This window comes from Neobacillus niacini, assembly GCF_031457145.1.
Lineage (GTDB): Bacteria > Bacillota > Bacilli > Bacillales > Cytobacillaceae > Neobacillus > Neobacillus niacini_J.
In genome coordinates, this window is the sequence record NZ_JAVDVZ010000017.1 from 62949 (window position 1) to 76190 (window position 13242).

Genomic DNA, 13242 nt, shown 5'->3' on the forward strand with positions numbered 1-13242 from the left:
TATGTAACGATTGGTCTACTATCTGGCAATTAAATTATTTTTGCTTCTGTTACTAATAACGATGTAAGCTCTTTTACCTGCTGCGAGATTTCACCTTCAAGAATCTTCCCTTCCCCTTTAACTGGCGGTAAGAAACGATCGACCACTTTTGTTTTTGCTTCAACATCGTCTTCATCCAGATCTAAATCATCTAACTCTAGTTTTTCTAACGGCTTTTTCTTTGCCTTCATAATACCAGGCAGAGAAGGATACCGAGGTTCATTTAACCCTTGTTGACAAGTTACAAGCAATGGAAGTGTTGTTTCAACGGTTTCAACATCTCCTTCAGCATCACGCTCAATCACTGCTTTTTTCCCCTCAATCGTTAACTTCGTAATAGTTGTTACAATCGATATTCCTAATTCCTCAGCCAGCCTCGAACCCACTTGCCCAGATCCGCCATCAACCGTTACATTTCCTGCTAATATAATATCCGCAGCTTTATTCTTAAAATAAGCGCTTAAAATAGCAGTGGTAGAATATTCATCACCCTCTTCAACCTCTTCCTCATCAATCAGAACTGCTTTATCCGCGCCCATAGCAAGTGCTGTTCGAAGTTCTTTTTCCGCTTCCTCTTCACCAATTGTGACAACTGTTACTTCTCCGCCATGCTCATCTCGTAATGTCAGAGCTTCTTCAATTGCATACTCATCATAAGGATTGATGATAAATTCTGCGCTATCCTCACTGATTTTTCCATTTTGAATCACAATTTTTTCTTCTGTATCAAACGTGCGCTTCATAACAACATAAATATTCATTTTATTTTCCTCCTTTTCCTACTTTATGATTCTATTAATCTCGCTGATTACATATCAAAGAAAACTCAGTAATCCAACTTTCGTATACTTTTTATAGACGATTAAATATTTACAAAAATCGACTTTGCTTTTGCTACAACCTCATTTTGATCATTGTAAATAAAACAATCGATATGATTTAATGTCCTCCCTTTTTTTATTACAACCGCATCTGCAACGAGAAACTTTCCTTTTGCTGGTTTTAAAAAAGTAGTATTGATGTCTGCTGTAACCATTTTCTGATTATTGTTTTCATCTGCACCAAATATATTGCCCATTGCAATATCTGCTAGTGAACAAATAATCCCTCCATGTACGGCCCCAACACTATTTAAATAGAGAGGTTCTATCGGCATGGTGACCTTTAAATTTGTTTCACTTATCCTCTCGTGTTTAACTTTTAAAAATGCATCGAACGGACAATCAACAAACTTAGTTTGCATCTTTAACACCCCCAAAATGATTTGTCATTTACATATCACTAATATAGACATAGCCACGCTCATCTTTTTTTGCCATTTCACCTGTAGAAAACCATTCATCTGCGTTTGAATTGATAAGATTGTTACAAGAGATAAGTAATTCTCCTTTCACATCGATTGGAACTTCATTTCCATGAGGGTTTACAATTTTCGTTCGTATGAAGGTAAATTCTCTGCCTGCTGAACGTAAAATGTTTGGAAGTTCAAATAAACCGACCAGGTGATCATATTTGGTTAAGATGAGATATGAAAAAAACTGATCATGAAAGCTAATGACCTTAATGAAAATATTCCCGAAAACATCTACAGCCTTTTTTATTGTTTCAACGGGCATCTCCATGCTGTTATATTCAATATTTTTTAAACTAGAGAAATCACATGCTTCTACTAAATCAGATTGAACTAACTCTTCAATCATCATAGGAGTCAACCGAGTAGATGTAACCCTGAATCTTTCTACATATTCAGAAAATAAATTCACTGAAAATGTATCCATAAAAATATTGGCTGCACCTTTAATAAAATACGGCAGTATTTTATTGTTGCTTTCAATTGTGAATGAATCTACGTGCAGGATTGCATCTTCGGGAGTAATATCTAACTCATCGACTAAATTATTATTTAACGAAGCTTTTTTCGAAAATACATTATAAATTGTGCCTTTACTATTACCTTTCATATCTGTAAAATATGAAATTTGACATAAATCTTGATTATCAACATGAACGGAGTAATTTTCTTTCCTGTTCTGCTGAATCAAGCTTTCAAAACTAATTTCTTCGTTATCAGCATGTAAAGGAATATAAATTAAGTCAGGAAATATTTCCTTAAGTTCTTCTTTTATATCTCTCAACGAGCTATCATAAATAATGGCATTAGCACTTGAGTCATTGATAATAGCCATCATTTCCTCTTTTGATAAATCTAGATTGATTTGTACCTTTACCCTCCCTCCTTTCAGGAGTGCGAATTCGCAAATAACAGATTCAGAACAGATTGGCACCCACAAGGCTACTCGGTCAGATTTTTTTATTCCTAACTCTTCTAACCCCCATCCGAGCGCATTGGATAGTTCATGTACTTCTTTAAAGGATAGCAGTTGGCCATTACTTATTAAGGCAGTTTTTTCAGAATTTAATTTAGCACACCTTTCTATCAAATAAGCTAGATCATTCATAGATTCCCCTCCCTATTCTCAATTAATAGATAGAGGCCCAGCAACAATAAGCCTTAGCTCATGTTGCTGGGCCTCTATCTATTAGTTAAGAAAGATTTTTGGACTTTCCCCATAGATAACCAGCATTTCTTATTTCTAAGCGTAAACTGCTGCCTTCGACTCTTTGTATCGATCACAAGCCGATTTGATCGATTGAATGACAGCGCCTTGCGAAGGTATTAGTACACGACTTCGAAGGATATCAATTAAAGGATTAATTCCTTGTTTTAAATCATATCCTCTTACAAGAGAGGTTAAATAATAGTTTGTTAAGTCTGCAATAAAGGTAAATTCAGCATCTTCAATAACTTCTGTTTCAACATTAATAACTAAAACGACTGCCAGTGATTGATATTTCTCATACTGCGTAGTTCCTCTTGGAAGCTGTGCAAAACCAGCGATTAAAACAGTATTATTTTCAGTCACACTTATAACCTCCTTGTTATTCATATTACCATTTTACACTTATTAAGGTTATTAATTCAACGGTTTTTTTACAATTTTCGAAATATTCTTTTGAGTAGAAAAATTACTAGGAACTGAAATTAGAAATGTTGTCCCATTGCCTAATTCACTTTTTACTTTAATGGTTCCTCTCAATGCCCGCACTATGCCATACGAAACCATCATACTCAAACCTGTTCCCTTAGACCCGCTTGTAATATAATATGGCTTTCCCAGCTGTTCTAATTGCTCCTTACTCATACCAGTTCCTTTATCTCTAATTTCAATGATTACATTTGAATGATGTACCTCGGTACAAACAATTAAACTACCGCCTGAGGGCATTGATTCAATCCCATTTTTAATGATATTTAATAAGCATTGCCGGAATTTTTTGGTATTCCCTGTTATCGTTCTAACTGGTAAAAAACTAGTATAAAAATTAACGGAATTTCCTTCGGCTAATGGCCGTAATATTCTAATGACATGATTTAACTCTTGGTTTACATCAATTTCTTCTATTTGAACTGTAAATTGTCTTGAATAAATCAGGTAATCTTTAATAATTAACTCTGCAGCATCCAATTCTTGCTTTACCGTAGAGGTATTGCTTGCTTTTGGTTTTATCAACTTCTGTTTCTTGAAGAAGTTGGACAAATCCCATTGCAGTTGTCAGCGGGTTCCTTATTTCATGCGCGATTGCGGCACCCATTTTTTCAAGCGCAATCGTTCTTTCGGTATCAATTACTCTATTATATAAACGAATATTTTTTAAAGAGATTTCTACTGAATATGAAAAAATAAAAGCTCCTAATGATGGGACGAATAAATAGGCAAACAAGGTTTCAAAATCGAGCGAAGCCCAATTGACCAATGGCAAAAGTAAAACAGTGATGAAACTAAGGCTTATCGCAAAAAATACAGAAAGTGTAATACGTTTTTTTGGATGTTGACTTATAAACCAAGGATGGAACTTTAAAAATAGGAGGGGTAATGAACCATATATGGTTAAATTCGTGAAAAATCCTATGTCAATTCCATAAAAGGCTCTAATAATAATGACGATTATTGGCAGTAATGGTCCAATCCCAAAATATATCCCGCCAATTAATACGGGAATTAGTCTTAAATCGTATGAAACATGGGGAATAGGTTGATAAGAGAAAAGAAAACATAAGATAATAGAGAGCAGGAAGCTGGCAAGAGTGATCCATTTTGGCATTTCTCTTATTCTCTCTAACCAGATCAAATAGAAAAATAATAAAACTAATAATAATGATAAGTTGAACAAAAGATGTTTGATGACTTCCACTTTATTACACCATCCCAGGGCAAAATTGTTTAATAGAGATTTGATGCCAGCACAGGGTGCATCTAATAAACTATCTGTTAATGCAGGTCCTTTATGGAGAAACACCGTTAGTAGCAAAATAAAAATTGGAGCAGCGCTTCCTATTTCCCTGTAAGGAAGGATAGGACCACGTACTCCAATTTGAATAAATTAATGAGAAGGTATCTGACGATAAGAAGCTAAGCTTCTCGCTTTGCCCACCTTGCTTGGGAGTTCGCGCCCGAGAATTCTTTCTGCTTCACGGGTTACCCCCAAAAGCTTTTCCAAGTCAATTCCGGTTTCGATACCCAGTTCGTGGCACATGTGAACAAGATCTTCCGTTGCAATGTTTCCGGCAGCACCCTGGGATCCACCGAATGGGCATCCTCCTAACCCTCCAACTGAGGAATCAAAATGTGTGACTCCCATCTTTAATCCAACATAGGCATTGGCCATTCCCATCCCTCGGGTATCATGCAAATGTAAGATTATGGTTTTGTCTGGCCACCTCTCTTGCACTTGACCCACGAGGTACTCGGTGGAAACCGGATTTGCCCATCCAACAGTATCACCAAGGAGGATACGATCTGGATCAATCCCATGTGCGTTTGCTTTTTCTATTGTTCTAGAAATCAATCTAACCACATGCTGCGGATCAACATTTCCTTCATAGTTACAACCAAAAGCTGTCATAACAGCAATTGTGCTGATTGGAATATCAAAATTACGTAGAACAGCAATTCGTTCATCCATTTCATCGAATGTCTCTTCGATTGACCGATTTGTGTTCTTTCTTGAGAATGTTTCACTCGCTATGATACTAAGAACGCCTTCCAAATCAAATTTCCCAGTGGCTTTGGCTCTCTCAATCCCCTTCGAATTCAGGTATATACATTGGTATTCTGTACCTGGATTCCTTTTAAAGCCTTCAGCAATCAATTCCGCATCTGCCATCTGCGGCACCCATTTCGGACTCACAAATGAAGTAACTTCAATCACAGGAAAATTGCATTCAGAAAGCAAATCAACTAATCGGATCTTATCTTCAGTCGACACAGGTGTCTTTTCAATTTGCATGCCTTCCCTAGGCCCTACTTCACGTATTGTTACCTTCTTCGGAAATGCCAATCTTATCCCTCCAATATAATCTAGTTATTGACCTCCGTCATACTTTCTTCGGAAATTTAGTACAATAAGAGATGCAAGGAGCGTCCCTCACTCTATAAAACCGATTTTAGGAAACCAATAGTATTGTGATAGAGTTTACCGTTAACGTCCTGATAAATGATTAGCTATCTAAGTTGGCAACAATGTTTCTTGGGTTCCGTGCAGTCAAAAATTCGACTGTATCGGTGTTGCTCACATTACGTTCAATATGCGGCAAAAATGGGGGGACTCGAAGAAAATCGCCAGGCTCAAACTCTTCATAGTCTTCATATCTTTCACCATATAAGATTCGAGTTTTACCGCTAATAATGAATCCTGCTGTCTCGGCCTCACCATGGTGATGCGCCCCTGAATCCTTTGAAGGTTCTCCGGTTACGCGTCCAATCCAAAGATTAGGTGCTTGAACTGCGGTTTTTCGGGGCATGAATTTCGTTTGATTGGTTAAATCATTTAAGTCTGATGCTCTTACAATCGAAACTTCTTCACCCTTATTAACATCTCTAGGGATTTCAATATTTTCATTTCGAGCCACATATACTACTTGGTAATACGGAGCCATGGTAGTGACAATATCAAGTGATTCGATGTTGCTTACATTTTTATAGATATACGGATGATAAGGCGGAATATAAATAAAATCGCCTTCATTAAGTTCCACAGAATTTTCATAACCTTCTCCATAAAAAAATACGGCTTTCCCCTTTAATACATAGTGAACGGTATCAGATTGTTGATGATGTTGCGGAACAGATTCAGCACTAGTCTCAGCTATCATATGACCCATCCATATTTTTTCTCCAACCACACCCGTTTTCCTCGAGATGTTCAAATGTTGTGTTTCCTCAACTTTCAATTCATTCTTTTTTGTTACCCCTAATTGACTGTGATCTACTTTACTGTTAATCATATTTTCACCTCATTAAAAGTTTGGAATGTTCAGAATAGGTAAGTAAAAGAACAGAATATTCGTTTACTTCTCATTATCGGACATCATCCGCAATGATTCGGTTTTTGATACCTCCAATTTCAGAAATATGCACCTCTACGACATCTTCTGTTTTTAGTAACATTGGCGGATTACGTTTTAAACCAATACCTGATGGAGTTCCCGTCAAAATAATATCACCAGGTATTATAGTCATCGCTTTTGAAATTTCGGCAATAATCCGGTTTATTGGAAAAATCATAAGGCTTGTATTGCTGGACTGAACAGTTTGACTGTTGACTTTACAATAAATATCCAGGTTTTGAACATCAGTTATTTCATCTTTTGTTACAATCCACGGGCCCACAGGACACGATTTATCCATACTTTTCCCCATAAACCATTGACCACCATGAGATTGCTGTACATCCCTTGCAGAAATATCGTTCGCACACATATACCCGAAAATATAATCAGATGCCTCTTCTTCAGAAATATTTTTTCCTTTATGTCCAATGACAACAGCGAGCTCTGCTTCATAGTCCAATTGTTTTGTAAAGTTTTCCTGCAAAGGAATACCCTCATAAGGGCCAGCTATAGTCTCTGTGGCTTTTGTAAAGACTGTTGGTTTAGTCGGTAGATCAATATCTTGACGGAAACGTTCGTTAAAATGTTCTAAGTAATTCCACCCCACACACATAACGTTTCGTTCTAATTTAGGTATTGGTGGTAATAAATGCTCCCTATTTAAAGGTCTTCGTTCAACGTTTGAACTTAGGATCCTATTAATCTTATCAATCCCATTACGTCCTGCTTTAATTATTGATAAGACATCGGGAAATTCATCGCTAACATCAATCACTGTTTGATCTTGAACTATCCCAACGCTAATTTGATTTTTTTCATTAAGGTAAGAAATTATCTTCATTAAGAAACATTCCTCCTCTCGTTCATTTATAACCTATTAGTTATCTATATTTTGATTTTCTACCATTTCAGGTTATATATGGAATAAAAAAACTCGTCGCTTATCGTCCGCTCCATATTGGCTCTCTTTTTTCTAGAAAAGCATTCATACCTTCCTTTGAATCTTCGGTTTCACCTAAAATAACTACTTGATCACGTAGGTAATTCAATGATTTTTCATAATCCATTCCTTGAATCATTTGCATAGCCTCTCTGCCTAACGTTAAGGCAGTCGGATTTCGTTTTGCCAGCTGACAGGCAAATTGTCTTACTTCCTCCATTAATTTACTATCCGAATAAACTGCGTTAACAAGCCCCATCTCTTTTGCTTCTATAGCATTGACTTTTTTTCCTGTATAAAATAATTCATAGGTTTTTTTAGAGCCAATCGTTTTAATTAATGGTGCACTTATCATCATCCCCCAGAGACCTACATTAATCTCCGGTGCTCCAAACAAAACGCTTTCACTTGCAAAGGTTATGTCACATACAGCAGCGAGTCCTAGTCCTCCTGCCAGGGCATAGCCATTTACTGCGGCAATAATCGGCTTTTTCAATTGATGAATCGCAAGGAGACAATTTTTGTATTTTGAGACATGCTGCTTATAGGTTAAGATATGCTGTTCATTATTTTCACTCATGCCGCCAAGGTCGGCTCCAGAACAAAAGGATTTTTCTCCTGCTCCTGTTAATAACAAGACACGAACATCGGAGTTATAATTCATTTCATTAAGAATCGAAACAAAGTCCTCCATCATATCGCCAGTTAATGCATTATGTTTGTTCGGCCTATTTAATGTAATGGTCGCGACATGATCCTGAATATCAACTAAAATATGATTCTCTCTCACATAAACACCTTCTTCCTACCTTAATATGAGGTATTAATTCACCTTAGCGGCTTTTAAGTAGCTTTCAATGAAATTTGTTGTTGTGTTTCCAGAAATGTATTCCGGATGATTTACGATTCTCTTTAATGTTGGAATATTTGTTTTAATTCCTTCTACAATATAATGATCCAATACTTTACTCATATTTTTTATCGCTTCATTACGAGTGAGTCCCTTTATAATAAGTTTTGCAATCATCGGATCATAAAATGGAGTTACAACAGATCCTTGTCTTACTGCTAACTCGTGGCGAATATTTTCCCCTTTAGGTATACTTAAACTTGTGATTGTTCCAGGGGAAGGGAAGAACGTATTTGGATCCTCCGCATAAATTCTTACCTCAATCGCATGTCCGTTTAATTGAACGTCCTCTTGACTGATTGACAGCGTTTCACCATTTGCGATCCTAATCTGCTGCTCTACTAAGTCTAAACCGGTGATTTCTTCTGTTATAGGGTGTTCAACCTGTAAACGGGTATTTACTTCTAGGAAGTAAAAATTTTTATACTCGTCCATAATAAATTCTACTGTTCCTGCATTCTCATATCCAATTGCTTTTGCAGCACGGACAGCTGTTTCACCCATTTCTTTTCTTGTCATTTCATCAATAAATGGTGATGGAGCTTCCTCCAAAACTTTTTGATTTCTTCTTTGAATAGAACATTCTCTTTCCCCTAAATAAACGGTGTTACCCTCTTTATCTGCCAATAATTGAATTTCTATATGGCGCGGGTTTAAAATGAGTTTTTCTAGGAACATCGATCCATCCCCAAAAAAGTCTTTTGCCCGTTTTTGATTCCCTTGAAAAGCCTTTCTTAGCGCTTCTTCATCATCAACCCTTTGCATTCCAATACCCCCGCCTCCAGCAGAAGCTTTTAACATGATCGGATATCCGATATTCTTCGCTTCACAAACCGCCTCTTCCACATCTGCTAAAGCTGCATCTGTTCCGGGAACAATGGGAACACCAGCTTGGCTCATTAATTTTCTAGCCTCAATTTTGCTGCCCATTTGTGATATAGTTGCAGGAGATGGCCCAATAAAGACGATTTTATTTTCAGTGCATTTCTTAGCGAATTGCGTATTTTCAGATAATAAACCATATCCAGGGTGAATGGCATCAACATTTGCCTCTACCGCAACCTCGATAATTTTTTCCATATTTAAGTAGCTTTCATTAACCCTTGGAGGTCCAATTAAAAAACTTTCATCTGCCAGTTCTACATGGGGAGAATGTTTATCAGCCTCAGAGTATATCGCTACTGTTTTAATCCCCATTTCTTTACATGTTCTAATGATACGGGCTGCAATTTCGCCTCTATTTGCAATTAAGATTTTAGTAAACAATGTTTTCTCCTCCTATGAAGTTATTTTAATTTAATGACCACATCGCCATCGTTAACAAAATCACCTTCGTTAACGATAATTTCATCTACAATACCGCTTACCTCTGAACTGATTGGTATTTCCATTTTCATTGATTCCAAAATCACTACATCCTGTCCTTCACTTACTTGATCACCTGGTTTTACAACAACTTTCCATACGTTACCAGCCATATTTGTTAATACTTCCATTTTTATTCACCTCATGAGTAATTTTAAATTAATGATTCTACCTTTATTTTTTCACTTTCATACCTTTCTTTTAATCGGAATTTTTGAATCTTGCCTGTTTGATTCATCGGTAACTCACTATGCTCAACAAACTTAATATATTTTGGAATTTTAAAGCGTGCCAATCTAGAAGTTAAATAGTCCATAATCTCTTCTTTTGTTAAAGCTGCGTCTGGTTCAAGGACAATCCAAGCCATTCCAACTTCACCCATAACAGGATCTGGAACACCAATAACATAGGCCTGATTTACACTAGAATGACTGGTAATGACATCTTCGATTTCTTTAGGCGATACATTTTCAGCTCCCATTCTATAAATCTCTTTTAAACGCCCGGTTAATGAAATATAGCCATTATCATGAATAAAGCCTATATCTCCAGTTCTAAACCAGCCATCTTCTGTAAAGGCTTCTGCCGTTTCTTTTGGTTTATCATAATAGCCCTTTGTCACCAGCGGTCCTGTTGAGATGAGCTCGCCTTCTCGATTTGCATTAAAAATTTCGCCTGTTTCTGGATCTCTAATTTTAAATGCTATATTGTTACCATTTAATTCATTTAAGCCAAAATGTCCACCTGGAATGGTTTTACCAACATAATTAGTTAAAAAGGATAAATCATCATTCGGGTCAGTCTGCAAAACACCCGCTGCTAATTCCGTCATACCAAAACCAGTGATAAGCTCATTGATTTGCAATTCATCCTTTAGCTCCTGCCATAATGTCACGGATACTTCTGCACCTGCACAGTACATAGCACTTAGGCTTGAAAAATCACGAGGATTTTTTCGCTGAGCTTCTACTAATTTCAAAGCAATAGTAGGGACACAGACAATATCATCTGCTTTAAACTTTTCAATGAGATATGCAGCTTGATCTCCATTAAATTCCAACTGAGGAATAATAGACCCCCCTGTATACATTGAAGCTAGTACTCCCTCAACAAAGCCAAAGGTGTGATAAAATGGGAGAGGTACAAAAATCCTTCTTCCTTCTTGATATCCTCTATTAAGACAGCTGCCATAGGCACTTCTCCATAGCATATCATGAGTGACGATTACACCTTTGGGCATAGATGTTGTTCCTGAAGTGTACATGATTTCAGTCAAATCATGTACATCAATGTTTCTTTCCTGCTGCAGTGCAGTAGTAACAGTGAGTGCTTCCTGTTTGTTACTCGATGCGATTAATTCGTGTAAGTCTAATGTTCCTGTATATTTTTTCCCTTCAGGTGAAAACACAATCAATTTTTTTAAATGCGGAAAAACAGCCGAAGGTTTCCCTTCAAATACCTCTGGACTTAATTCTCGAAGAGCCTCAATGAAATGAAAGGAATTCCATTCATCAATGACAATTAAATAGGAACTTTTCGATTGATTGATTAGATATTTTAGCTCTTCATGCTTTAGTCGAAAATTTACTGGAACCGTAACCGCACCAATCGTTGTGCTTGCCAGTTTTGCAATGACGAATTCCGCGAAGTTAGGAAGAATAAGAGCTACATGATCTCCTTTTTGGATCCCTTGTTCATATAAATTTAGGGCTAATTTACGTATTGCGTCTTGAATCTCTTGATAACTCCACGTTTTTCTTTCCGTTATAATGTAATCATTGTTTTGATATCGATCTGCCATCTCAAAGAAGAACTGATGAATAGGCTTTGGAGTCCAATCCATACTTTTTCGAGCAAATGATTGTCTCCGTTCATTTAATACATCCATTTTTCACTTTCCTCCTCATAGACGGTTATTACCCTCTTCTAACAACTGTTTTCTTTTGTGCAATACCCTCTAAAATATCCCTGTTTTGGCTGTATAGACCAAACCTTTGAATAAGATCCTTACGTAAGCGGTCGCCCGGTACAACATCATCAATATAAAGCTCTGATGCAGGACTCCATACATTAATATCATCATTGTATTTGTCACGCTGTTCTTGAATGAATTTTTGACGTTCAGCAGGGTCCTCAATTGATTGAATCTTGTTATAATACATGGCATTGACTGCAGCCTCAGGACCCATAATAGCAGGCTGCGCCTGCGGCAGGGCGATACACGCATCCGGCTGCATGGAGGCACCTGACATGACGACATATCCCGCACCATAAGCTTTCCTAACAATGACGGCAATTCTTGGAACAGTAGCATTTGCAACAGTTGAAAGCATTCTTGCCCCTCTTCTAATAATGGCTTCCTTTTCAACCTTACTTCCCACCATAAAGCCCGGTAAATCGACTAGGAACAGTAACGGAACATTATAAGCATCGCAAAGCGAGATAAAATGGGCTGCTTTTTCGGCAGATTCTGGGAAAATAACGCCTCCCTTAACCTTTGATTGATTCGCTACGATTCCAATCGATCTTCCGCCTATTCTGCAAAAGCCTGTAATCATTTCTTTCGCGTACAGCTTTTTGAATTCGAAGAAGGAATCCTTATCAACAATTCTTTCAATGACAGGATACATATCCATTGGAATACGTTGATTTTCTGGTACTAATTCTTCAATGTTTTTGCCTTCAATCGGAAGTCTTGTATCGATTATGGCTGGAGTTTCCAACCAGTTCTGTGGAAGATAGCTTAAATATTTTTTAGCAGCATCAAGTGCTTCATGCTCATTTTCTACTAACATATCACCTAATCCACTTACTGTATTATGCATACGGGCGCCGCCCATTTCTTCCATTGAAACCTTTTCCCCTGTAGCCATTTCCGCCATTCTAGGAGAACCTAAGTAAACGCTGGCATTTTTATTGACCATCACAACAAAATCACATAGTGCAGGTAAATAGGCACTTCCAGCCGGAGATGGACCAAATACTAAAGCGATTTGCGGGATAACACCTGACATTCTTGCCGTATTATAGAAAATTTTCCCTGCATGACGGCGGTCAGTAAAGGTTTCAAATTGTTCGTTAAGCCTTGAGCCCGCTGAATCAATCATATAGATGAGCGGAATCTTTCTTTTTTCAGCCAGCTCTTGCATCCGAATGATTTTCTCAATCGTTTTCTTTCCCCATGTCCCTGCTTTAATCGTCAAATCATTCGCGATGATTGCCACTGGCTGGCCATTGATTTTTGCAACTAACGTAACAACAGCATCACCCGGAAGAAAGTCTTCATCCTTACAACGTGCGAAAAGGCCATCTTCAACTTCAAAACTATCTTCATCTACCAAATACTTAATTTTATCTCGAACAAACATCTTGCCAATATCCTTCATTTTGGCGTAATACGGACGATTGGTAGATGTTTTTATTTCATGAGCTTTTTCATATACTGTTTGATCAATACCCTTCTCTTTTGTTAAAGTACTTTTAGTTTCTTCCATATTATTTACCTCCTAAAATGTTCATGATTTTTTCGTTACTAAT

14 protein-coding genes are annotated in these 13242 nt (G+C 37.2%); all 14 read right to left on the minus strand.

Going from position 1 to position 13242, the window contains the following annotated elements; translation table 11 throughout:
• Positions 1-29: 29 nt before the first annotated feature.
• Complete coding sequence (locus J2Y03_RS25620; RefSeq protein WP_310199745.1) at positions 30-800, minus strand: electron transfer flavoprotein subunit beta/FixA family protein; 771 nt, start codon at positions 798-800, stop codon at positions 30-32.
• 101 nt (positions 801-901) lie between these two features.
• Complete coding sequence (locus J2Y03_RS25625; protein WP_310199747.1) at positions 902-1282, minus strand: PaaI family thioesterase; 381 nt, start codon at positions 1280-1282, stop codon at positions 902-904.
• Positions 1283-1310: 28 nt separating this feature from the next.
• On the minus strand, positions 1311-2498 hold the full coding sequence (locus tag J2Y03_RS25630; protein WP_310199749.1) for an AMP-binding protein: 1188 nt from the start codon (positions 2496-2498) through the stop codon (positions 1311-1313).
• A 135-nt stretch (positions 2499-2633) separates the two neighbouring features.
• Entirely contained in the window at positions 2634-2963 is a 330-nt protein-coding gene (locus tag J2Y03_RS25635) for a DUF3870 domain-containing protein (RefSeq protein ID WP_310199751.1), read from the minus strand.
• A gap of 51 nt (positions 2964-3014) precedes the next feature.
• Entirely contained in the window at positions 3015-3566 is a 552-nt protein-coding gene (locus J2Y03_RS25640; protein WP_310199753.1) for a HAMP domain-containing sensor histidine kinase, read from the minus strand.
• Complete coding sequence (locus tag J2Y03_RS25645) at positions 3541-4398, minus strand: histidine kinase dimerization/phospho-acceptor domain-containing protein (RefSeq protein ID WP_310199755.1); 858 nt, start codon at positions 4396-4398, stop codon at positions 3541-3543. The genes J2Y03_RS25640 and J2Y03_RS25645 overlap by 26 nt, the downstream gene beginning before the upstream one ends.
• 84 nt (positions 4399-4482) lie before the next feature.
• Positions 4483-5439, minus strand: a complete 957-nt coding sequence (locus tag J2Y03_RS25650) for a hydroxymethylglutaryl-CoA lyase (RefSeq protein ID WP_310199757.1) — start codon at positions 5437-5439, stop codon at positions 4483-4485.
• A gap of 160 nt (positions 5440-5599) precedes the next feature.
• The gene (locus J2Y03_RS25655; protein WP_310199759.1) at positions 5600-6385 is read right to left on the minus strand and encodes a cupin domain-containing protein; all 786 of its coding nucleotides are present in this window, start codon (positions 6383-6385) and stop codon (positions 5600-5602) included.
• 73 nt (positions 6386-6458) lie between these two features.
• On the minus strand, positions 6459-7331 hold the full coding sequence (locus J2Y03_RS25660) for a fumarylacetoacetate hydrolase family protein (protein WP_310199761.1): 873 nt from the start codon (positions 7329-7331) through the stop codon (positions 6459-6461).
• Positions 7332-7431: 100 nt separating this feature from the next.
• Complete coding sequence (locus J2Y03_RS25665; RefSeq protein WP_310199763.1) at positions 7432-8220, minus strand: enoyl-CoA hydratase/isomerase family protein; 789 nt, start codon at positions 8218-8220, stop codon at positions 7432-7434.
• A 33-nt stretch (positions 8221-8253) separates the two neighbouring features.
• On the minus strand, positions 8254-9606 hold the full coding sequence (locus tag J2Y03_RS25670) for an acetyl-CoA carboxylase biotin carboxylase subunit (protein WP_310199765.1): 1353 nt from the start codon (positions 9604-9606) through the stop codon (positions 8254-8256).
• 20 nt (positions 9607-9626) lie between these two features.
• Complete coding sequence (locus tag J2Y03_RS25675; RefSeq protein ID WP_310199767.1) at positions 9627-9836, minus strand: acetyl-CoA carboxylase biotin carboxyl carrier protein subunit; 210 nt, start codon at positions 9834-9836, stop codon at positions 9627-9629.
• 23 nt (positions 9837-9859) lie between these two features.
• The gene (locus tag J2Y03_RS25680) at positions 9860-11593 is read right to left on the minus strand and encodes a class I adenylate-forming enzyme family protein (RefSeq protein ID WP_310199769.1); all 1734 of its coding nucleotides are present in this window, start codon (positions 11591-11593) and stop codon (positions 9860-9862) included.
• Between the two features lie 28 nt (positions 11594-11621).
• Positions 11622-13199 carry an acyl-CoA carboxylase subunit beta gene (locus J2Y03_RS25685; RefSeq protein WP_310199771.1) on the minus strand — a complete coding sequence of 526 codons (1578 nt, stop codon included), beginning with the start codon at positions 13197-13199 and terminating at the stop codon, positions 11622-11624.
• Positions 13200-13242: the final 43 nt, after the last annotated feature.